Genomic DNA, 21,615 nt, shown 5'->3' with positions numbered 1-21,615 from the left:
GACGGCTGGCAGACCCTCGCCAGCAAGCCCATTGCTCAGCCGGTTGATCTTGCCGCCTGAGCAGATATCATCCGTTCACCGGAGACTCGCGACGGACAAATTCCAACCAAGTTCGCGACGGCACCATCCGCCCAAGGGTGAGCAAATCCTGGAGCTTTTCGATCGCTACGCACGCGAGAAGCCCGGCCGGGTGTCCGCGGACACATGGCAGTCTAACCGCAAGGTCGTCGCGCTCTTTGATGACTTTGTTGGCGGCAAGGCGCACATATCAGCGTTCAACCGGAAGAAAGTCCGGGAATGGAAGGACAAGCTGTTCGAATGGCCCGTGAAGGCGATCGAGGCGCGGGAGTTTCGTGGCCTCTCGTTCGTTGATGTGATCGAGCGCAATAAGGTCGTCGGGAAGCCGGTAATCCAGCACAAGACGATCAATCGCTATCTGGCCGCGCTCGGGGGCTTCTGCAGTTGGCTACTGGCCAATGACTTCATCCGCGAAGACGTCATGCTAGGCATGTATCTGGAGGTCGACCGGAAGAAAAAGACGGTGCTGCCCTACACCGCGACGCAGTTGAAAACGATTTTTGGTTCGCCGCTTTTCCATCGGTGCGGTGGTGACAAGCTGGAGCATCAGGCCGGGGACGTCGAGGTCCGGGACTGGCGCTATTGGATTCCGCTGATCGCAATCTACTCGGGTGCCCGGCTCGGTGAGATTTGCCAGTTGATGGTTGCGGACGTCCGGCAACTGCATTCGACGTGGATCATCCATGTCACGGAGGAAGGCGCCGGGCATAAGTCGACCAAGACGGACGGCTCAATGCGCGTGGTGCCTGTACACTCAAAGCTGATCGAGCTTGGCTTCCTCAAATTCCATGCCCGCATGAAGGCGTTCGGCGACAGGCTGTTCCCTGAGATCAAGGCGGATGCTCGCGGCTATATCAGCGGCAAGCCCTCGACCTTCTTTAATGATTACTTCCGCACGATCGGGGTGAAGACTGATCGGACGAACAATTTCCACAGCTTTCGCCACAACGTTGCAGACGCGTTCCGGGCGGCTGGTTACCTGGATGAGCAGCATGGCGTGTTACTCGGTCACACCAAGGCCAGCACAACTGGGAGGTATGGCGTGCTGCCGGAAGGCCCGCTGCGGGATCGCGTGACGATGATTGAGGCAATATCGTTTAACTTAACTTATGGGGCAGACTCGCAATGACAACGAAAGAGGCTGGGGAAAAGCTTCTATACTCGCTAAAATCCACATCAGGTTCACGGTTCAATGCTTCTAAGCGCCTTGCTGCGAAAGATCGTGCCTTGACCAGAGTGACAGCATTCACGTCGGGTTATCTGATTATCCTGACCGCCTTTCCTTATTTCGTGAAGGTCCCGACAGAAGTCGCGGACATTCTGAATTTCGTGACGATCGCATTTTCGATCGTAATTTTGGTGTCGTCGCTGCTTCAATATTCCAGTGGCGATGTCGTTAGCGCTGAGCAGCACCATCGCGCAGGGCTCGAAATGAGCGAGATCGCGCGCGAGCTAAAAATCAAACTCGACAACTTGCAGGTGCCTGAGCTTGTCGATCTTACGAACAAATACAATGCCACGCTTCAGAAATATAGCATCAATCACGACGACGTTGATTTCCAGCGCTATCAGATAGAGAACCCGGATAAGTATCCGTGGCTAACGTGGCGGGACCGTCTGGGGATATGGCTTTCGACGTTCGCGGTGAAGCACGTCCATTCGGCGGTTCTGCTTCTAATAACGCTTTTCCTAGCTGCGTTGATTATTGGCTACGCTTATCCCGCGAGGCTTCCGGTTCACCCCACATAAGGAGCGGCACGACTAACGCGACGATCCAAGGTAAGAAAGGGCGCGGTGTGATCCGCGCCCTTTTGGTTTTCGGCGATGTATCCAGTTCACTCACTCGCCGAAGTCGAAAAGCTTCTCTTCCGGCAGCCGAATGTAGGCCTTGAACTCAGCTTCGTTGTCGAGCGCTGCCGCCGACACTACGTGGGCAGCGGCGCCGACTCACGAATTGCGATCGGCGCGACCGGCCTTGTAGGCGTCGAGAACAGTTTCCAAGAATTGGTCGAGTGCAGCGTGGTCGGTCTTGGTCGGCTGAAAGGCCATTCTGGTCGTCTCCCTCTTGCCTCCGTGGGAAAAGAAACCCTTCCCGGCGGGAGGCAACCGGAAAGGGTTCATTGCGTTGCGTCGTGCTGCGGAGCGTGGCCTTGCGGCGCGGCGCGCTGCGGCGCGATGTTTTTGGCTATAGCGATCGAACGCAGGATTGCTTGCAAAAAGTTTTAGGCAGCGACGGCCGGCGCCTCGTCATCACTCTCGCTACTCGCCGGAAAAATACCGGCCGCACAGAGAACGCTCTGAACCTGGTTCTCGACACACGCGCGCCCCATAGTGGCGCCCGCGTGCATGTCAGTGAGCCGGCGCACAAGCTCGAAATATTTGTCGTCAGGCAACAGCATTGAATAACCTCTTTCATCCCCGCCCCAATCAGCGGCGTGATGCCATAGATTCATATTCGCAGAATCGCGTCAAGACGTTGATTTTACTGGATAAAGTCAGTGCTGACTTACACCATGTTGGATTGCACGCTGATCCTCGGTGCGACTCAAGTAGCAGTTGTGAGGGGCAATGCCGTCGCTCATATTGCCGGATGGGCTGGGGAATTGAGATGCGACCGGAAGACTGGGATAGCTACGAAACAAAGCGCCACAACAAGCGCAGCATGGGGCGGGCTCTGGGGGCCATTCTATTTTTCGTGGTCTTGATCTCCCTTGCGATGGGCATTGGTCGTCAAGACGTTAGAGCGCCGGCAGCGACAGCACCAGCCGAACAGAAACCCGTCGAGTTGCCCCCGGAACTACCTGTGTTGAAGCTCGGGCAATTGGATCGCTCCTACAGCATTCTCAAGGGCAAGATCACGCTCACCAACACCAACAAATATCCGGTCGCCGATACGCAGGTAGGGTGTGATGTCACCGCGGCAAGCGGCACCCGGATCAGCGGCTACAACTTCACCGTTTACGAGACGCTGCAACCAGGCAAACCGAAGACGATCGAATATACGTTTGGGTTCTGGCCGCAGCAGGGGAAAAGCCTTACCTGTTGGTCTACATCCGTGCTGCGACGGCAGTAGGATCATGGCCGAAGGATTCTATTAGAGAGTCGTTGGCGCGTTTTGTCCCGCGAGCGGTGTAGGACAGCGGCTGCGTCGAAAAAACGAATCCCGGGCCGGTTTCTGACTCGTCTGGACTCATTCTATCGCCGGGCGCGGAACCCCTCGAGCTAGACCGGGGTGTCATGGCCGCAGGTGAGCCGGCGCAGCCGGCGAGGCATGGCCGGAAGGGCTCCTGCTATCTCGACCAGGGCGTGAGCCGGCGCAGCCGGCGAATGACCGGAGGCGGGCCAATCCAATTTCCCAAACCAAACCCTCTCCCGGAGATGGTCTCAAAAGCCCGGCCGCAGGCCGGGGCGAGCGCAGCGAGCCGGAGCGAAGCGACCGAGCGGAGCGAGGGAGACCGCGAGTTTCGCTGTCACGCTTACTAGAGGGCTAACGCCCTCGCTTTTCCAAACAACTAAACAAATAAGCGACTTCTAGAAAACGTGACACGCCCGGTTTTCATAAATGCCTGTTTTTACGGGGTTTTCGAAAACAGGGTGGAACAGAATGCTTTAAATCTGTTCTACCCTGCCCGAATTTCTGTTCCACCCTGCCATCGTAACGCACTGATATTACGAATCTTTTTTGATACGTGACAGCGAAAAATTGCGCACTATAGGTTGTGCCATGGTCCGTCATCAGCTTCTAGCGAGGCCACTATTTGGCCCAGCTGCCACACCTTCTTCCGGGAAAGCCCATCGCCCAAATGCCTCGCAAGATCGGCATCGGACATGGGGCCGTGCCGCGCGATGAAGATCCGTGACAGGAAGCGGAAGCTCGCAAGCTCTTCCTCGCGTCCGCGCAATTGCTCAAGCCGCTTGTCGCCGCGGGGCTTCGCTATCGCCTTGCGCAACGTATTGGCGAGCTTTTGGTAACTCGTTTCCCTGGGGCGCGCGCGGTGCCGCTGTTGCCGGTTGCGATCCTTCGCGCGCTTCTTCGCCGCCTTGGCCTCGGCAAACATCTCGGCATAGTTCGGGCGCGGCCGAGCCGGTTCGTCGAGCGCTTCGATGTTCTGATCAGGCGAGGTCGGCGTGGGTTCGAGTTGTGGCGCCTGGTCGCACGGATCATCTTGTGCGGCCGGTTCGGGCGCGTCATCGTCAAGCTGGTCGAGCGCGGCGAGAACATGCGCCGGGATCGGCTCGTGCTCGGCCAAATTTTCTTTGAAATCGAGTGTAAAATCGTCGTTGCGATTGCTATAATTAGTACGAGACATTGGTGACTCTGTGTCTTTTAGTGTTGACTATTCGAAAGCCCCCTGGTGCCAACCGTTCGGGGGCTTTCGCTTTTCTAATGACCTACTATAGCGCTTAGCGGTGAATCTGCGCGACGATTTACCGCCGCAACATGCCGCCCGGCCGCGTCTGCGTGCGGAGTTCTTGGGCGATCAAGCTCTTTATGTGGGCCTGCGCAGCTTCCGCTACCGCTTGGCCCATACGAGCGTGATCTTGTGCCGACTGACCGGGCGAGCCCTGCACGGTTACGGCGATCTGCGGCGCGATCGTCGTCTGCTGGCCTCCGATCATGGGCGCGGCGGATGCTGCCGCGCCGACCATGCCACCATCTGCGAACCGCGGAACGCCGCGATTGATCGCCTCAAGCACGGCGCGATGCTTTGCGGTCGCGCCGGCGTTGACGACAAACTCGCCGTTCGACAGCAGCGCCGGGATTTTATCGTCGCGCGGTCCGCCTGGTCCGCGGATCATGCCGCCGTCAGCCTTCGCCACGGGCCCGATGAAAGCGCCGTCACCAGGCCGCGGAAGTGCCGACGATACCAGCCCGCCATCGGAGAAGCCGAACAGTCCAGACAGCCCGCGCATGATCGGCGCCACGACCAACATTTTGATCACGGCTTCCTCGAGCGCGCGGACGATCGCGCGGGACATATCCGCAAAACCCGCCGACACGCTCTTGGTGCCATCTAGAATGTCCGTCAGGCCGGTTGTAAGCGTCCCTGATGCAGTCTGCCCGATACTCGCCAGCGCATCATTGAAACGCAGGGCTGCTGCCTGTGACGACGCCAGCGCGGCGGGGACGTTGTTGCCAAAGATCGGCTCGAGTTGCCGGGCAATGGCGACGTCCTGCGGATCAAGCAAGGCGGTTTGCCTACCGAAGCTAATCGATGAATCGACGCGGGCCTTAGCGAGCTTGTCGCTTGCCTCGCCTGCCGCTTTTGCGAGGGCCTGAATCTTCGCAACCAGCGCATCGGTTGTCGGCAGGCCAGCCTGTTGCGCTGCTTGCGTCAGAACCGCTTCCGCGCGCAACTGCTCTTGGGCGCTTGCACCTAGACCGACCGCCTTTGCGTCGGCTTCCATTCGCGCGATATGCTTACCAAGGCTCTCGCTGGCGCGGTCGAATGCGTCGGCGGTTTCGGCCGCTTCCTTTTTGAGGGCTTTGGAGCTATCGCCACGAACCGCCGACGAAATGCCGGTCGTTTCCTGCATCGCCCGCGTGACGTTGGCGTGGTTCCGTAACGCTGCCGCAAGCTTTTCATTGCGACCGACGCTGGCAATATCGGTCGGGTCGCTGGAAATGCCTAGTGCTGCCTCCGATGCCGCCCGGCTTTCCGGCGTGGTTGTGGCATCGCTGATGCTTTTCCAGATCGATGCGCCGCCGATACGGTTTGCGAACCAATCGGGCACTTGATGCAGCGCTTTGTAGAGATCCGTGGCGTAACCGACAGCCGCCGCAAGATCCTCGGTGATGGAAACCCACGACGCATGATAATTTATGCCGAGTTGGGCAAGGTCGTCTTGAACCGGCTTCCACTTTTCGGCAAGAATTTTCTGCGCTTCGTCCATCCGCTCTTTGAGTTCGATCGCGCGGCCGATGTCCTCGGGGCTGATGATCTCGGCTTTGCTCATGGCGTCGGCGCGCCGGAGCATCTGATCCAGTGCGCCGCTATCGGCCCTCAATGCCGTTTCGACGGCCGGGCCGAACGCCTTGCCGGCGATGTCGAGGGCGGCAAGGCGCTCGCCTTTCTGCATCGCCTGGTCGATCAGAGAGACGACGGCGCGGAACTTTTGCTCGGTAGTGGTCGCCGATGCCAGTGAGGCAACGCCGCTGTTGCCGGAGAAGTTACCGGCTTTCCTGCTTTCATCGATACGCTGTTGTAGGTCGCTGCCGCCCAGCTTGTCGGCGCTCGCGCTGTTGAAATTCTTGAGCGCCGCCGTGGCGTCATCAATCGACAGCTTGGCACTGGCGGCGGATTTCGAAATGCGCTGGTAGAAGTCAGTGCTGAAGCCGGAGGCATTCGCCTTGTCTGCGATGGCGTTGAAGTCGGCGATCTTGGTTTTCGCCAGATCAACGGCATAGGCCATCAATTTGAAGGTGTCAGTGACGGCGGTGATGCCCAAGGCGATCGGCCCAAGGATGCCCAACACGCGGCCGAACGCCAACGTTGCCGCGCCCGCGGCGCCCTGCGATGCCAGAAAACCGGCGTTCATTTTGATCATTTGGGCGGTGATCGCGCGCGTTGCCGCGCCGACATGCGAACTGGTGTCCGTCATGTCCTGTTTGAACTTTTCGAGGCCCGTTGCGCGGACCGGAATATTAAGCACTGGCGTCGACATTGGTCTGCACCTTTCCAACGAACAGCGCGGCGAGCACTTCGAACGCAATCACGGCATTCGCCGCGATCGGCTTGCCGCGAACGTGCTGATCCAAGAGCTTGTCGGCGTCACGCTCGTCCATGCCGGCGCCGATCAAGCCCAACTCCAAAATTCGCTCAACGTCGTCGACGGTGTAGGCGCCGGTCTCAAAGCCCAACAGCACTGCGGCCGGTGGCCTGCCGTTGATGCCGCGATAGCTGAGCACGCGGCGCACCCACTTGTGGTTCAAATTGTGATTGTAGGTTTCACCGGACCATACGATGGTCCGCGCGCACGGGTCGGATTCGCTCATTTCAAGGCCTCGCTAACTGCTTCGTTAATCGCTTCATGGATGTCGTCTTTCATCGCCCGGTATGTCGGCCAAAAAAACGGTCGGGCGGGCTGGCGCGACGTGCCAAATTCAAAGGCTTCCGCGTAGTCATAAGGGACGCCGCTGCCGTCGCGGACTTCCCTGGTCGTCATGTCGCCGCCAGCCTGGACGATGTATTCCAAGTCATCGGCGCCGGGAGCGACGGTGCAACTCGCTTCGAGCGCGCCAGTCTCCGGCGACTCTTCAAGCGCCTGCAATGCCTCGCGCTGCGCATCTGAGAGGCGGAAGGCCTGCTTTAGAACCGCGTCGGACAGTTGCTCTCGGAGCTTGTCGGGCAGAGCATCGAGGTAGGCTTGTAGCTGTTGATTGTCGTCAGCCATGGGGTTAACTCCAATTCAACAACGAGACCGCGTCGGGGTGCTCGTAAATGCTGCGGCTGCTATCGCCGGCTGCGGCGCGCGACACGGCCATCCAGGTCGCCGCCACGCCATCAATGCGATCGGTCGACTTGCTCTTGTGAATGATCCGGTTGTCGTTCGCGTCTTTGTGGATTGCGACGTTGGCGAAGTTCCAGCGCAAGACCGGGTGTCCGCCGTGCCGAAAGTTGCCGCTGATGATCGCGCGCTCGAGGATGCTGAGCGCGGGCGATTGCGTGATCCAGCCCTGCCGGATCGTCACAACCGGATAGCCTTCGTCGACCAGCGTCGACATGACAGCCTGGGCATAAGCGACGTCGAATCCGATCTCGCGAACGTCGAAGCGCCCGCAAAGACTGCGGGTATAGTCGCCAACCGCGGCGTTATCGATGACGTTACCAGGCGTCGCAGTGATGAAGCCATCGCGTCGCCACTGCTCATAGTTCACGCCATCAACGTCGCCGCGCCGGAGAATGTCCGCCTCTGGGCAAAAGAAGTGCGGCAACACGGTGTACGTGTCGCCGTCGCGGAAGCACGCCACGACGGCTGACAGGTCGGTGGTCTTGCTCATGTCGACACCAACCCAGCACGGCGCGCCGCGTAAGGCTTCATAATCGATCGGCGCCGCGCCCTTGTCGTAGGTCGCCATGTCGACAAAGGGCGAGGTCGAGTGATCCGCCCACACGTTCAATTTATACTGCATCAGGCTGGCGCGCTCGGTCGGGCTGTCTTTGGCCCGCGCAACGTGCCGCCGGAAGCCGGCAATGGAGGGATAGCCATGGGCGCTACCGGGGTTGACGCGGCGCCATGCGGCCTCGCTGGTGTAATCGACGTCGGCCGCCGACTCGAAAAGGACCGGCAACCAGGTCGGGTCGCTGATCTCGCCGCGCGCGATCTTGCGCGCGCGTTCGATCACTTCATAGGCGATGTTGTCCTGTCCCCGGCCGGCGGTGGTCGCAACAATCAGCAGACTGTTGTCGATCTTGTCCAGGCCGTTGGTCAGAACCTTCCAAAGACCGTCGCCGCGCCACACATGGAGCTCGTCTGAGAGGCAGAAGGTTGGCGTGCGGCCTTCCTTGCTGGGCGCGTCGGACGAAATGACTTCCAACTCGGTTCCATCTCGAGGATAGGCGATGCGTTTCGGCGCGTTGAATGCATCATTGACCTTCGTGACTGGAGCGAGGTGCTTGGGATCGGCCGCGATGATGCCAGCGGCCTCCTTGAAGGCGATGCCGGCCTGGTTTCGATCGCACGCCGCGAAGATCACTTCGCCGCCGGGGACACGCTCGGGGCCAATCGTGTGGAGCAGCGCCAGGGCAGCCGAGAGGCTGGTCTTCCGGTTGCCGCACGGCACCAGGATCACGACGGTGGAGACAACGCGGCTGCCGTCTTGGTTTCGTGGCCCATAGATCGCCCGCACGATACGTTCCTGCCAGGGATCAAGCTGGAACTGCTTCCGGGGCAGCGTCGATTTTGGATGCTTCAGGCGCCTGAGGAATTCGACCGCGCGCTCGCCATACCCAAACGGGTCATCGATCGGGCTGTCATCGTAAATCCAGTGAGGATAGGTGTCAGAGGGCGAGCGGGTTTTCGTCATCGTCGCCTTCGTTGTCATTGTCGCGCACTGCCGGCCGCGAGCGGCTGCAAGGGGTCAATCCAAGCTCTGCCGCCAGTTGGCGCGCGGTTACCATGGCCTTATCCTGCATGCGGCAGAGCTTGGGATCGATGCCGGCGCGTAGGAGTAGCTCGATCTCGCGCACGCGGCCGATCGCGATGCAGTAGGACTCCAGGCAGCCGAGATCGGCCGGTGTGAGAATGCGGCGCTTGGCGAGCTCTGGCATGACGCGGCGCCATTCGGTCTTGGCGTGCTTCGCCATCCATGCCGGCGGCATCAGTGTCGCGGTAATCGCGTTAATGTCGGTCGCAAGCTGTGGTTTTCGGCCTTTCATGCCGCAACCCTCTCGACAAACGGGAGTCCGGGCGGCAATTTGAGCCTATGAATCAGAGATATGATCTTCTCGCCTTTTCTTTGCTTGTGTTTTCGGTCGTCGTGCTGGTCTGCCTTGCTGCGGACCCTAAGGGTTTCGTTCTGCGCGAATGGCAGACTTTGATCGCATCGCTGGTCGCACTCGGGGCCGCAACGATGGCCTATAATGGGGCTATGGCAAAAGTGAACTACGACCGGGCGAGAGAACTTCGGGAGCTTTCTCGCAAGCGGCTTGGCCTCTACCTTCGACTTCAATTCGCTGCTGCGGAGCTCGGTAGACAAACAAGGCAGGTCAAGGCTGCTCTGGGCACTAATTATACTCCCGGTCTGCGTAGAGTTGCGGTCTATTCTATCAAAATAGACAATCCGGTCGAATTTGACCAAGCCTGGGAAAACCTCGATCTGTTTCCCGTTGGCGTCAGCATGCTGATCGATTACGTCAGGCAAGGACTGACGATCGCACATAAAGCATTGGCGACCGTCCCGGACACAGATGTAATCGAGGTGCAGATGTTGGGGATATCGAGCGGAAGTCCGCTTTATGTATACCTTGTAAATTGCACGCACATTAGCGAGCAGTGCTACAACATCTGCTCGCTTATCGATGCTGAGATCAAGAGAATGAGCCTCGATTGAGGTCAGAAAGATCATGGGCCAATCCGCTGGCAGGTGAGGTCCAGCCCGCGGCGCCGCTCCAGTTCTTTGACGCCAGTAATCTCGTATTGTTGGCCCTCATAGGTGACGCGGTTCTCAAGGGTGACGCCATCAAGCCAGCGCGTTCGGAAGGTCAGCACCGCGTCAGTCGTCTTGCCGCGGGCGCCGTCCTGGTTATCGACCGCGTTCTGTAGGAGCTGGGCGCGCATGGTCACGACGGTCGACCAGGTGTCGATTGGGGTGCCGTAGAGGTTTAGGCCGGTGGTGCGGCGCTGGATCAGGATGACGCGATCGAGGTTGCCGGAGCGCATGTCAGTTCGCCTTCACGATCGCGGCAACCGAGACGATGCCATGCGAGAAACTGCCGTGCGGATCGCGGAGGTAGCGGGTTTGGGTGACGTACATGTCATGGCAAGTGAAGCCGTCGAGGCGCAGCACGCCATCTATCTGGGCGTCGACCCGCAGCGCCGCGACGATCGCGCTCACGGCCTCTTTGCACTGAGCCAGGCCGGGCTCGGCGAACCAAACGTGAAGGGTTGCATAGCTGGTAGCATCCCAGCGCCGGAGAATGGACTGACCCTCGCCGATATAGACCGCCGGCATGATCTCCGGCCGGCCATTGGCGTCCATGACGTGATCAGCCTGCACCAGGGCCATAAGCTCCACGCTCGCAATGAGGCGGGCGCGAATAGCGGCTTGCAGCGCAAGGGATGGGTCAGAAATGTTCATTTCAGAACGCAAACGCGCGATAGGGACTGAGCAGGTCGAGGAAACCGAAGGGTAAAGCCTGGGCGCTGACGCCAACCAGGCTGGCCTCGCGGTTTTCGAAAAGGTGCGCGGTCAACTGCAGCACGGCCTCGCCGATCGGCGCCGGCGCCGTGTCCGCGTCGGGGTCTGACGCGGTATAGGCTGCAATCCAAGCCTTGGCCGCCGCGATCTTGTCGGAGATCAGGGCGTCATCGGCGTCGGTGGTGACGTTCAGGTGGGCTTTGGCTTGCTCTAGAGTGATGCCAGGCATGGTCAGGAAATCTCCAAATTCGAGCTATCTTGTGCCGAGGGGGGCATCTGGTGGCCGCGTCGTCCGGAGGGAATTAAGGCCGCCGCCCCCCTACGTCTGCTGAAGCGGTGGTATGGCTTTCGCGCTGCGCTTTCTGGCATCGGCTGATCGTTCTTCGCAGCCTCGGCGATGAGAGGCAGCACATGCTTACGCACGCGCTCTGGATCGAAGCCTGCTAGATGACAGACTTCATCGAAGTCTCGATTGGGCTTGGTGAACCATTCACGGGCGCGCAGCCGGTCCATCCGCTCGTGAACGAACTTCACGTTCAAGGGCAGCGTTGCATCGGTGATCGCCTGCATAAGGACCGCGCGCCAGAGATTGACTGGATTGTCGCCGCGTCGGTTCTCTTGCGAGTCCTGACTGCGCGCACCGCGGAGCATCTTGTCGCTCATTGCCTTCGCTCCAGCGCTTGCTTCCGGCTCGAATGGCAGGGTGAACTTGCGAGGGCCTGCCAATTCGAGCGGTCCCAGAAGATCATAAGGTCTCCCTTGTGCGGAATCTTATGGTCAACGCAATCGGCAAGCCGGCCACAACCGCAAGCACAGAAGCGGTTCTCAGGCATGGCGAAGAACGCCTTGCTCTCGCGCCGCCATTTGCTGTCATAGCCGCGCGCGGTCGCATTCGGCCGGCGTTTGTCGGCCTCTGCCTTGCGCTTGATCTGGCATTCGCAAAGGTCGGTTGCCGAGATGATCTTGCCGCAGCTGCACAAGCGGCGCGGTTTCCAGGCCATCAGCGCGACCCCATGACGTGGTTGGTCAGGTCGCCTATGGCGTTGAGGTCGCCCTTGATGCCGGCGAGTGATCCGCCTGCGATGTCTGCGGACTGGTCGTCAGGCTTGCTGCCGAACAAAGCCTTGAGCATTTCCGTGCGGCCTTTCTGGGCTGCAAGGATTTCGGCCGGTGTCGCATCCCAGACGTCAGCCGGAGGCCAGCCAATCCAGCCAGTGCCGATCTCGAAGAGCCGGGTGAAGTATTCTTCGAACGGCATCGGCTTGCCGGCGCCGGTCTTGTCGCTGGTCTTGTCGTCGGCGCCAGCAAGAACCAGGACGAATTCAATGAGGTCGCCAAATGCGGCCATGATGTCGTGCACAACGGTGCTGTTGGGCGCGAGCGCATATTCGGCCCAAGCTTCCTGATCAGTGATCGTTGCGTTGATCAGATCAACGGCGGCTGACAATGATCCTTCCGCGAGGTAGCGAGAGAGGTTCTGAAAGCCGCCGAATTTCTCGTTCAGGACGAACGCGGCTCGCAGCGAGGGCTTCAAGTCGAAAGACTTATTGCCGAGCCGAAGGGTATAGCTGTTCGCTGCGAGCCGCATGTTCGTTACGCCTTGGTGGATTTAACGAGGACAGCGGCCTCGTTCAGGAGGGGCGAACCGCCCACACGACGACGCCAGCGAACCTTGACGATGCCGTTATCCGCACCGGTCAGGTCGTCAACGCGAACCGCGATGCCGACGCGGTCAACGACCTGGTAGGCGCTCGCCATGTCACCGAACACGACGGGGTAAGAGGTGCCCGTGGCAGTCGGCAGAAGGTTCATGTCTACGGACTCATAGACCGGGCGCCCAAGCAGGGTTGCCGGGGTGCCGTTGGCCAAGGAGTCAGACCAGAGCGTGCCTTTGTTGGCGTTGTCGGCAGCGGCCCGAATCACACCCATCGTCTCGCGGCGCATGATCCAAGAGCCGTTCGCTGCGTAGGCGCCGGGCAGCTTGTAGAACGCCGCGATCACTGCGGCGAGAATGTCGGAGCCATCCGCCGCAGCAATGACAGACGCAAAATCGGTGGGCGTGTTGAGCAGGCCGGTCGGCTTCCCGTTGCCGTCACCGATCATGAAGGCCTTTGCTTCGACCTTGCCGGTGATTTTGGCGATATGGCCCGCGACGAACGAAAGCAGGTCAATGTCCGCATCCTCCAGCAACTGCTGGCTGATGGGGATATAACGCGCATTCTCGACCGTCTTGATGTTGAGTTGACCGAACACCGGCTCCGTTGCGGTCCGATTGCCAGTCTCAGTAACCCAGCCTTCGCCGTCCGCATCGGTTTCCAGCGTCGGGATGTAAACCTCGGTGGTGCCGATCGTCATGGCGCTGGCGAGACCACGGAGCGGCGACCACTGGCGCAGCTTCTCAATGACGGTCTTGGCATATTCGGGGCTGACGACATAACCGCCTGCCGTATTGGTGCCGAGGTTCAGCGTCTTGCGCTCAAGGTCGTCGAGCGCGTTGACGCCGCTGCGCAGGAACTTGCTCAGCGCCTTGATTTCGAGGTCGGCATCGGTGTTGCTGTTGCCGTTGCTGATAGGCAGGCGCGATGCCTTGGCTTCAAGTTCGTCAATGCGGCGCTTGAGCGCTGCATGTTCGTCGGCAGACTTCTTTTCGAGCCGGGTCTGCAACTCGGCGAGCTCTTTCTTGACGAGCTCTTCCGGCGAGAGTTCCGGCGCATCTTTGAATTCCAGGGTGGAGAGATGCTTCATTTGGTGGTCTAACCTTCCTTTAGGTTTGGTGGGCTCAGATGTTTGCCGTGAAGTCGCGAATGACCGACGCCACGGCGGATGCGCGGTCATATTCTTTGGCCGAAGAAATGCGGGCGCGCGGATGCGCGGGATTGCGCACGACGCTGATCTCGTAGAGATCGAGCGCACTGATCACGCGGTTGCGACCCTGCTGGGTTGAGGACTTGGTCTTGAAGCCAATCGACAGGCCGGAGACGAGGCCACTCTTGATCATGCCGAGAACGGTGCGTGCGCGCGGCTGATCCATGTGAAGCTTGCCCTTGACGACCAAGCCAGCGGACGTTTCTGTCGCCTCGGTCCAGGTGCCAATCAGGTCAGCTGGATTGTGCTGAAACAGAATCGGTAGCTCGTTCGAAAGAAAATTGAACGCGCCCTTGGTGATGATGTCGCCGGCGCTGTCGGGCGAAGCAAACGGCCAAGCCGTGCCGACGATCTCGCCGGCGTCGGTGGCCGCGAGCGTTGCCTTGATCTCAAGCTTATCCATTGGCGGCCTCATGGGGATGGCCGAACAGGGTCCGCTCAAGGATCTTCGCGGCGAGTTCGTATGTTTCGATCAGGGGTCGGCCTTCGACGTAGGCCGCGATCAATTCGGCCGCGCGCTTGGGCGGGATGCTGCCGCCGACCAGCGCTAGCCTGATGGTTTCGTTGATGTCGGCCTGGGCGAAGTTGCGGGTGAACACGCGATTGCCGAGCGCGCCGATTGCTCCGCACTTCGCTTCAAGCTCTTGGATTAATGCCGGCGTCAGCTTGAACGTATATTCGGCGTCGCCGAAGAATGCGGTGTGAGACGTGTTGCTCATTCTGCACCGCCTTTGCCGTGGGTGCCGCCGGTATTGAGCGCGCCGCCGGCATGGGCGGATGACGTGTTGAAGTTCTCGAACACGTCGCCGCCTTCGTAAGCAGGCAGGCCGAAGCCGATCGAACGCGCCTCGTTTGGGTTCAGGAGTCTGGCGGACACTGCGGCGCTAAGGGCCTGGGCTCGCGCGAGCAGATCGGCGCGGGCAAAGCCATCAATGTTGAACTCGATGCAATACTGATCGCGCTCTTCCAGCGTCAGCAACTTCAACTCAAGCTCTTGCTCAAAGAGCTTCAATTTGGGCAACAGAGCTTGTGAAAGGAATTCTTGGCCGATAGATTCAATCGAGCGAGGTTGGGCGCGATCGACCTGCATCAGCATGTGGAGTGGCACGCGATACAGCCGCGCGATCTCCGCGACGGCATACGTCCGCATTTCGAGGAACTGCGAGTCGACGCTGTTGAAGGTGAGCGGCTGCCAAGATGCGTCGGTCGGAAGCACGGCGGTGCCGCCGGTTTTGTCGCCGCCTTGCGATGCTTGCCAAGCGGCTTTCGCATTCACAAGGGTCGTTTCCGTTACCGTGCCCTTGAGGGACAACACACCGGACGGCCGCGCGGCATTACCGAACAGGCGCGATGCATGACGCTCAAGCACGAGCGCGAGCGCGATTGCTTCGCGACCTTCGCCGACTAGGCCGCGCGAGGGGTCATAGGCCGGGGTCGGAATGTGGATGATGTCCGCCGCCGGGATTTCGCGGGCGGGGTTCTTGCCGTCCGCTTTGATGGCGTAGGCCGGTTCAAAATTCGAATAATCGACGACGATGGAGGATAGCCGGGGATCGAGCCGGATCAGCTCATAGGGCTTGCCATCAACGCGGACGATTTGCGCGAAGCCGCCGTAGGGCTGCAACAGCGCGTCAGCCATGAGCTGGGTTTTGAATAGCGCGGCTGGCGCAAAGCTGTTCGGTGCATCGTGAACGAGCCTGTACAGCGGGTGATCGGTGGCCTTCTCTTTGCCGCCGTCGGGAAGCCGCTTGTAGATGTGAAGGGGAAGGGAGCCGGCGGCCTCGCTGATCGAGCGCACGGCGCACGCAACGGGCGCGCAGGTCATGGCGGTGTAAGGCGTGACGGTTACGCCGGCCAGGGTCGGGCTCGCGCCGAACAGGCCGAAATAGAAACCGCTGGCGTCAGCGAGGCTGGGCGCGGTCTTGGTCTCGACACCGAGAAGAGATTTGAGGCGGGACGCGATGGACAAAGAGGCACATACAGAGGTTGGCCCGCTGGTAAGGCGGAGCGTGAGAACGGTTTCTCTGTCTGTGCTGTGCCGGCGGGGCGAACAAAGTTGCGCAAATCCGCCTTAGATCGACATTAGCTTGCGCGCGAATCGCGGCGAAATTAGGGCAGAATCGCTGCCGTAACGTTACGACGGGATGTTACGAGGTGTTACGATTTTTGGGACTTGCGCCGCGCTAAGTCCCTGAATCCGTTGACATTAACGCTTATGGCTGGGGAACCTGGATTCGAACCAAGACAAACAGAGTCAGAGTCTGTTGTGCTACCGTTACACCATTCCCCAAGAATTGCTCAACGGCATCAATAGCTTAAGTCTATAGCCGGGGCAATGCCGGCGGGCGGGATCATGGCAAATCGCCGCCTCGCTGCGAGGTCCTTCTACTGTTCGGTCAGGGCCTTGGCAAGCAGGTATGGCGGGTGTTTCCGGGCAAAATGCGGCCGGCCGCGAGAAGGGCATCGGAGCAGCGGTTGGCTTCGATGCCGTCCGGCTTGTTGTTTGCAGGATGCGAGACCGGCCGTGCCCATCAGTGTCAGCCTTATAGGGAATTAAGGGCAACGCTTCATCACCACGCGCGCCGTGACGTGCCACCTCGCACTCGAATGCGCACGCCGCACGTACAGCGCTCAAGTGCCTAGCGTTGAAGCAGCGGTGCGATCGGTTGCGTGATGCCTGTGCACGCTCGCGCCCGGCTCGGCTTGCCGAGGTCAGGGTGCCATGCGATGCTGGTGTACCAAGAAAATTGGGGGCGAGGGCTGCAACGGCTCGTGGGTCTCCCATGCATAAAAAGCCCGGCACCGGGCAAGGGATATTGGAGACGTTCGAAGATGAGATTTTCATATGTCATCGGGCTGTTTTCGGCTGCCGTCATGTCGGCCGCGCTGGTGGGCAATGCCGCGGCCCAAGGCAAGACCGTCAAGATCGGCGGGATCTTCCCGATGAGCGGCAATGCCGCGAGCATCGGCGTTCATGTCAAGCAGGCGTTCGATGTCGCGCTCGACATCATCAACAACCCGCATCCCGAGCTCGGCAACTTCCCGCTCGCCAAGAATGGCGGTCTCGCAGGCCTCGGCGGGGCCAAGGTCGAGATCGTCTACGCCGATAACCAGGGCAGCCCCGCGACCGGGCAAAACCAGGCGCTGCGGCTGATCACGGAAGAGAAGGTGGTGGCGCTGACCGGCGCCTATCAGTCCGGCATCACGCTGACCGCGAGCGCGATCGCCGAGAAATACAACATTCCCTTCGTCAACGGCGAGTCGGTGGCACCGAACCTCACCGAGCGCGGCTTCAAATGGTTCTTCCGCGTCACGCCGATCGCGACCGATGTCGCGCGGGTCTATTACGAATTCCTCAACGACATGAAGGCCGCCGGCGCCAAGACCGACAATATCGCGATCCTCCACGACAACACCGAATACGGCGCCTCCGTAGCCAGCACCCTCACCACGGCGTTCAAGGAGAAGGGCATCGCGATTGCGCTCGACGTCGCCTATGCCACCAACGCGACCGACGTGCAGAGCCAGGTGCTGCAGCTCAAGGAGAAGAAGCCCGACGTCGTGATCGCGATCTCCTATACGTCGGATGCGATCCTGTTCGCCAAGACGATGCAGGCGCTCGATTACAAGCCGCCGATGCTGCTCGCCGACGACTCCGGCTATTCCGACCCGTCCTTCATCAAGGCGGTCGGCAAGATCTCGCAAGGCGTCTTCAACCGCTCGTCATGGAGCGTCGGTCCCGCGGGCTCGCCGACGGCGATCATCGCCAAGATGTACAAGGACAAGAGCGGCGATGACATGGACGACACCGTCGCGCGCCAGATGCAGGCGTTGTTCGTGCTGTGCGAGGCGATCGACCGCGCCGGCTCGACGGAACCTGCCAAGATCCAGGCCGCGTTGAAGGCGACCGACCTCAAGCCCGATCAGATCATGATGGGCTACAAGGGCGTCAAGTTCGACGACAAGGGCCAGAACATCCTGGCGTCCGGCCTCATCATCCAGTTGCAGGACGGCGAGAACTACGTCGCGGTCTGGCCGAAGGCGACCGCCGAGAAGGCGCCGATCATGCCCTACAAGGGCTGGTGATGAGCTGTGAGGGCTGGGCACGAGCTTCGCCCTCATAATATGCCGTCAATGACGATGGCATGGATGGATAGACGTAAGCTTTCATGACCTTCACGCTTGTTCAGGTGATCGTCGGCGGCCTCCTGCTGGGGGCCGTCTACGCGCTGTTTTCCTCCGGCCTGACGCTGGTCTGGGGCATGATGAACGTGGTCAACTTCGCCCATGGCGATTTCGTCATGCTCGGCATGTATGTCGCGTTCGTCGTCTACACGCTGCTCGGCGGCGGGCCGCTGATAGGCGCACCGCTGGCGACGCTGTTGCTCGCCACGCTCGGCGTCATCGTCTATTTCGGCCTGATCCGCGACATCATGAAGGGGCCGATGCTTGCGCAGATCCTCGGCACCTTCGGGCTTGCGCTATTGCTCCGCTATTCGGTGTTCTGGTGGTTCGGCGCCAACTTCCTGTCGCTGCCGGAAAACCTCGTCGGCGGCACCTTCGACATCTTCGGCATTCGCATCCAGGCCTCGCGTCTGCTGGCCGGCGTGGTCGCGCTGCTGGTGACGCTCGGGCTGCATCTTCTGCTGACGCGCACCACGCTCGGCTCGCGGATGCTGGCGGTCGCCGAGGATGCGACGGCCGCGCAGCTCATGGGCATCCGGCCCGACAGCATGCAGGCGATCGCCTGGGGGATCGCGGCCGGCGCCACCGGCCTTGCCGGCGCGCTGATCGCGACCTTCTTCTACATCGTGCCGACGGTCGGCGAGACGCTCGGCATCGTCGCCTTCGTCACGGTCTCGCTCGGCGGCTTCGGCAGCGTGCCCGGCGCGCTGGTGGCGGGGCTCCTGATCGGCGTGATCGAGTCGCTGTCGGGCTATCTGATCGGCGCTGTCTACAAGGACATCGTGGTCTACACGCTGTTCCTCGGCTTCCTCTGGTTCAGGCCACAGGGCCTGATGGGCAAGACGTGATGCGGCGCGCTCTCTGGCTCCTGATCGCGCTCGCGCTGGTGATCGCTTATCCGCTGGTATTCACGACGCCGTTCCAGCAGCGGCTCGGCGCGCTGGTCCTGCTCTATGCGATCGCGGCCTCCGCCTGGAACATCGTCGGCGGCTATGCCGGACAGGTTTCGGTCGGCCACGTCGTGTTCTTCGGCTGCGGCGCCTATGCCGCGATGGGCGCGTATGCGCATTTCGCGCTGTCGCCGCTTATCGGAATTCCCGCCGGCATCGTCTTTGCCGTCCTGATCGCCGCCGTGATCGGCAGGCCGACGCTGCGGTTGTCGGGCCACTATTTCAGCATGGCGACGATCGCGGTCGCCGAACTGGCACGGCTGATCGTCACCAACACCGAATATCTCGGCGCGGCCGTCGGCCTCAGCGGCCCAACCGTGCCGCGCAACGTCTTCGATCTCTCCTTTATCTCGGCGCTGCCATATTACTATCTGTTCCTGGTGATCCTGATCATCACGCTTGCCATCACCTGGTGGATGACCAACAGCCGGATGGGGTTCTACCTGCGCGCCATCAAGGATTCCGAGCGCGCGGCGCGTTCGCTCGGTGCGCCTGCGAGCCGCATCAAGCTTTACGCCTACATGCTGAGCGCAGGACTCACCAGCGTCGCAGGCGCGCTCTATGCGATGATGTTCGGGTTCGTCGATCCGGAGTCCGGGCTCGGCATCCTGATCTCGGTGAAGATCCTGATCATGGCGGCGCTCGGCGGTGCCGGCCTCTTGTTCGGCCCATTCGTCGGCGCCGCGATCCTGGTGCCGCTGGAGGAAATCTCCAACAGCCTGCTGGGCGGCAAGGGCGCCGGCCTGACCTTCGTTGTCTATGGCGCCATCATCGTGCTGATTGCGCGCTTCCAGCCCGGCGGCATCCTGGCGCTGATCAACCGTCTCGGGGCGAAGCGCCGCGCCAAGCCGATGGAAGAAAGCATCGCGCAAGAGGCCAGCCATGCTTCTTGAGGCGCGCGGGGTGACCAAGGCTTTTGGCAGCTTCAAGGCGGTCGATGCGGCCAGCGTCACGCTGGGGCAGGGCGACATCCTCGGCCTGATCGGCCCGAACGGCGCCGGCAAATCCACCTTCTTCAATTGCCTGACCGGCGATCTCGCGCTGACGTCGGGCCAGGTGCTGTTCGAGGATCACGACATCACGGAGCTGCCGCCGGAGGCGCGCGCACGGCTCGGCCTGGCGCGCACCTTCCAGGTGCCGCAGACCTTCGAGGGCATGACGGTGCTGGAGAACGTGATGATCGGCGCCTTCCTGCGCACGCCGCATCGCGCCGAGGCCGAGACGAAAGCGCGCTCGGTGCTGGAGCGGGTCGGCATGATGCGGCTTGCCGACGCGCCGGCGCGCTCGCTCGGCACGCCCGGTCGCAAGCGGCTCGAGATCGCGCGGGCGCTCGCGACCGAACCCAAGGTGCTGCTGCTCGACGAGGCGATGGCCGGGCTGACGCAGCGCGAGGTGCAGCTTGCGATCGAGCTGGTGCGCGACATCCATCGCTCCGGCATCACGCTCGTGATCGTCGAGCACATCATGGAAGTGATCATGTCGCTGGCGAGCCGGGTGATGGTGTTCCACCAGGGCAAGGAGATCGCGCGCGGCAGCCCGCGCGAGGTGACGTCCAATCCCTCCGTCATCGCAGCCTATCTCGGCACCCGCGCCGCCAAGGCCGCCGCCGGCCACACCCCGATCGAGTTGATGGGCGGGCCCGCGACATGACCGGGCCGCTCTTGAGGCTCGAACATCTGGAAGTCCGTTACGGCGATCTGATCGGCGTCTCCGACGTCTCGCTGGAAGTGCCTGACGGCAGCGTGGTCGCGCTGCTCGGCTCCAATGGCGGCGGCAAGACCACGACGCTGAACGCGATCGCGGGCCTGATCCCGGTGCATGCCGGCAGCATCCACTTCAATGGCGAGGCGATCGCGGGCCAGAGCGCGTTCGCCATCGTGCGCAAGGGGCTCGCTTTGTCGCCGGAAGGCTGGCGGCTGTTCGTGCAGCAGAGCGTGGAGAACAACCTTCTGCTTGGCGCCACGCCCTTGCGGGACAAGACGCGCACCAGGACATTGCTCGAGCGCGTCTACGAGATCTTCCCGCGCTTGAAGGAGCGTCGCAGCCAGCGCGCCGGCACCATGTCCGGCGGCGAGCGGCAGATGCTCGCCGTCGGTCGCGCGCTGATGAGCGACCCGAAGCTGTTGATGCTGGATGAGCCGTCGCTCGGCCTGGCGCCGGCCGTGGTGGAGTCGATGTACGAGACCTTCGGCCGGCTGCATCGTGAAGGCCTCACGATCCTGCTCGCGGAGCAATCGATCGAGCTTGCGCTGGAAGTCTCCGACTTCGCCACCGTACTCCAGGTGGGCCGGAGCGTGCTGTCAGGCACCGCCGCGGCGCTGGCGCAGGACACGCAGGTGCAGATGGCCTATCTCGGCGCGTGATGTAGCTCCATAGGATGGGTAGAGCGAAGCGAAACCCATCATCGCACAACTTGCTCCATCGCGATGGGTTTCGCTTCGAGACTGGGCAAGAATCTTGGCTGATAGGGCGATGCGTGTACGATTCGGTTATGCCGAATCATAGGTTCAAGACCGGCGTTAGCCGGGATCAGTCGAGTTTTCTTCCGGCGCGTGTTGAAGATTATGTGGAGCGTGACAATCCGGTTCGAGTGATCGAGGCGTTTGTCGCTGCGCTGGAGCTTGAGAAGCTTGGCTTCCGCCACGACGGGTCAGGCGGCGGGGCTGGGCAGCCTCC

Annotated in this window: 26 protein-coding genes and 1 tRNA gene; 11 read left to right on the top strand and 16 right to left on the bottom strand. The window is 61.1% G+C overall.

The genetic code is table 11. The features are described 5' to 3' along the window. The 4 genes from ACZYOF_RS32755 to ACZYOF_RS32740 form a co-directional block, all read left to right on the top strand. Positions 1-1,207 (top strand): site-specific integrase (locus ACZYOF_RS32755; RefSeq protein WP_463718372.1); only part of this gene is annotated, 1,207 nt, incomplete at its 5' end. Then, complete coding sequence (locus tag ACZYOF_RS32750; protein WP_463718371.1) at positions 1,204-1,827, top strand: SLATT domain-containing protein; 624 nt, start codon at positions 1,204-1,206, stop codon at positions 1,825-1,827. The genes ACZYOF_RS32755 and ACZYOF_RS32750, both read left to right, overlap by 4 nt. 401 nt (positions 1,828-2,228) lie before the next feature. Then, positions 2,229-2,480, top strand: a complete 252-nt coding sequence (locus ACZYOF_RS32745; protein ID WP_463718370.1) for a hypothetical protein — start codon at positions 2,229-2,231, stop codon at positions 2,478-2,480. Positions 2,481-2,686: 206 nt separating this feature from the next. Next, positions 2,687-3,151, top strand: coding sequence for a hypothetical protein (locus ACZYOF_RS32740; RefSeq protein WP_463718369.1), 465 nt, complete (start codon positions 2,687-2,689; stop codon positions 3,149-3,151). A gap of 637 nt (positions 3,152-3,788) precedes the next feature. Here the strand turns inward: ACZYOF_RS32740 and ACZYOF_RS32735 are convergent. The 6 genes from ACZYOF_RS32735 to ACZYOF_RS32710 form a co-directional block, all read right to left on the bottom strand. Further along, positions 3,789-4,388 carry a hypothetical protein gene (locus ACZYOF_RS32735; protein ID WP_463718368.1) on the bottom strand — a complete coding sequence of 200 codons (600 nt, stop codon included), beginning with the start codon at positions 4,386-4,388 and terminating at the stop codon, positions 3,789-3,791. A gap of 118 nt (positions 4,389-4,506) precedes the next feature. Then, positions 4,507-6,570, bottom strand: coding sequence for a hypothetical protein (locus tag ACZYOF_RS32730; RefSeq protein ID WP_463718367.1), 2,064 nt, complete (start codon positions 6,568-6,570; stop codon positions 4,507-4,509). 154 nt (positions 6,571-6,724) lie between these two features. Then, on the bottom strand, positions 6,725-7,075 hold the full coding sequence (locus ACZYOF_RS32725; RefSeq protein WP_463718366.1) for a gene transfer agent family protein: 351 nt from the start codon (positions 7,073-7,075) through the stop codon (positions 6,725-6,727). Beyond that, the gene (locus tag ACZYOF_RS32720) at positions 7,072-7,473 is read right to left on the bottom strand and encodes an HK97-gp10 family putative phage morphogenesis protein (RefSeq protein ID WP_463718365.1); all 402 of its coding nucleotides are present in this window, start codon (positions 7,471-7,473) and stop codon (positions 7,072-7,074) included. Before ACZYOF_RS32720 ends, ACZYOF_RS32725 begins: the two co-directional genes overlap by 4 nt. Positions 7,474-7,477: 4 nt before the next feature. Then, the gene (locus tag ACZYOF_RS32715) at positions 7,478-9,106 is read right to left on the bottom strand and encodes a terminase large subunit (RefSeq protein WP_463718364.1); all 1,629 of its coding nucleotides are present in this window, start codon (positions 9,104-9,106) and stop codon (positions 7,478-7,480) included. After that, positions 9,081-9,458, bottom strand: coding sequence for a phage terminase small subunit P27 family (locus ACZYOF_RS32710; RefSeq protein ID WP_463718363.1), 378 nt, complete (start codon positions 9,456-9,458; stop codon positions 9,081-9,083). Before ACZYOF_RS32710 ends, ACZYOF_RS32715 begins: the two co-directional genes overlap by 26 nt. Before the next feature lie 47 nt (positions 9,459-9,505). On the opposite strand from ACZYOF_RS32710, the gene ACZYOF_RS32705 reads away from it, so the two are divergent. Further along, positions 9,506-10,132 carry a hypothetical protein gene (locus ACZYOF_RS32705; protein WP_463718362.1) on the top strand — a complete coding sequence of 209 codons (627 nt, stop codon included), beginning with the start codon at positions 9,506-9,508 and terminating at the stop codon, positions 10,130-10,132. 11 nt (positions 10,133-10,143) lie between these two features. On the opposite strand, the gene ACZYOF_RS32700 is transcribed toward ACZYOF_RS32705, so the two are convergent. The 10 genes from ACZYOF_RS32700 to ACZYOF_RS32655 form a co-directional block, all read right to left on the bottom strand. Beyond that, positions 10,144-10,461, bottom strand: coding sequence for a phage head closure protein (locus ACZYOF_RS32700; protein ID WP_463718361.1), 318 nt, complete (start codon positions 10,459-10,461; stop codon positions 10,144-10,146). Between the two features lies 1 nt (position 10,462). After that, the gene (locus ACZYOF_RS32695) at positions 10,463-10,879 is read right to left on the bottom strand and encodes a DUF3168 domain-containing protein (RefSeq protein WP_463718360.1); all 417 of its coding nucleotides are present in this window, start codon (positions 10,877-10,879) and stop codon (positions 10,463-10,465) included. A gap of 1 nt (position 10,880) precedes the next feature. Next, positions 10,881-11,168 (bottom strand): head-tail connector protein, encoded by a 288-nt coding sequence (locus tag ACZYOF_RS32690; RefSeq protein WP_463718359.1) that lies wholly within the window; start codon positions 11,166-11,168, stop codon positions 10,881-10,883. Positions 11,169-11,170: 2 nt separating this feature from the next. Then, on the bottom strand, positions 11,171-11,602 hold the full coding sequence (locus ACZYOF_RS32685) for a hypothetical protein (protein ID WP_463718358.1): 432 nt from the start codon (positions 11,600-11,602) through the stop codon (positions 11,171-11,173). Positions 11,603-11,939: 337 nt separating this feature from the next. Continuing rightward, a complete protein-coding gene (locus ACZYOF_RS32680; protein ID WP_463718357.1) occupies positions 11,940-12,527 on the bottom strand; it encodes a hypothetical protein in 588 nt (195 codons plus the stop codon). Positions 12,528-12,532: 5 nt separating this feature from the next. After that, positions 12,533-13,684 (bottom strand): phage major capsid protein, encoded by a 1,152-nt coding sequence (locus ACZYOF_RS32675; protein ID WP_463718356.1) that lies wholly within the window; start codon positions 13,682-13,684, stop codon positions 12,533-12,535. Between the two features lie 34 nt (positions 13,685-13,718). Next, positions 13,719-14,207: an HK97 family phage prohead protease gene (locus ACZYOF_RS32670; protein WP_463718355.1), complete on the bottom strand. Its 489-nt coding sequence runs from the start codon at positions 14,205-14,207 to the stop codon at positions 13,719-13,721. Continuing rightward, positions 14,200-14,523: a gene transfer agent family protein gene (locus tag ACZYOF_RS32665; protein WP_463718354.1), complete on the bottom strand. Its 324-nt coding sequence runs from the start codon at positions 14,521-14,523 to the stop codon at positions 14,200-14,202. Before ACZYOF_RS32665 ends, ACZYOF_RS32670 begins: the two co-directional genes overlap by 8 nt. Then, entirely contained in the window at positions 14,520-15,773 is a 1,254-nt protein-coding gene (locus tag ACZYOF_RS32660; protein WP_463718353.1) for a phage portal protein, read from the bottom strand. The genes ACZYOF_RS32665 and ACZYOF_RS32660 overlap by 4 nt, the downstream gene beginning before the upstream one ends. Positions 15,774-16,020: 247 nt before the next feature. Beyond that, a tRNA-Gln gene (locus tag ACZYOF_RS32655) sits at positions 16,021-16,094 on the bottom strand. A 542-nt stretch (positions 16,095-16,636) separates the two neighbouring features. On the opposite strand from ACZYOF_RS32655, the gene ACZYOF_RS32650 reads away from it, so the two are divergent. The 6 genes from ACZYOF_RS32650 to ACZYOF_RS32625 all read left to right on the top strand — a co-directional run. Continuing rightward, the gene (locus ACZYOF_RS32650; RefSeq protein WP_463718352.1) at positions 16,637-17,890 is read left to right on the top strand and encodes an ABC transporter substrate-binding protein; all 1,254 of its coding nucleotides are present in this window, start codon (positions 16,637-16,639) and stop codon (positions 17,888-17,890) included. An 83-nt stretch (positions 17,891-17,973) separates the two neighbouring features. Further along, on the top strand, positions 17,974-18,837 hold the full coding sequence (locus ACZYOF_RS32645) for a branched-chain amino acid ABC transporter permease (protein WP_130582554.1): 864 nt from the start codon (positions 17,974-17,976) through the stop codon (positions 18,835-18,837). After that, entirely contained in the window at positions 18,837-19,832 is a 996-nt protein-coding gene (locus ACZYOF_RS32640; protein WP_463718351.1) for a branched-chain amino acid ABC transporter permease, read from the top strand. The genes ACZYOF_RS32645 and ACZYOF_RS32640 overlap by 1 nt, the downstream gene beginning before the upstream one ends. Beyond that, entirely contained in the window at positions 19,822-20,589 is a 768-nt protein-coding gene (locus ACZYOF_RS32635; protein WP_463718350.1) for an ABC transporter ATP-binding protein, read from the top strand. Before ACZYOF_RS32640 ends, ACZYOF_RS32635 begins: the two co-directional genes overlap by 11 nt. Then, positions 20,586-21,302, top strand: coding sequence for an ABC transporter ATP-binding protein (locus ACZYOF_RS32630; RefSeq protein ID WP_463718349.1), 717 nt, complete (start codon positions 20,586-20,588; stop codon positions 21,300-21,302). Before ACZYOF_RS32635 ends, ACZYOF_RS32630 begins: the two co-directional genes overlap by 4 nt. A gap of 128 nt (positions 21,303-21,430) precedes the next feature. Further along, positions 21,431-21,615: hypothetical protein (locus ACZYOF_RS32625; RefSeq protein ID WP_463718348.1), on the top strand; the 185-nt coding region annotated here is incomplete at its 3' end.

The organism is Bradyrhizobium sp. LeoA1Lang (genome assembly GCF_055413685.1).
Note: the sequence above shows the minus strand (reverse complement) of the source record. Positions and strands in the feature narration are given on the sequence as shown.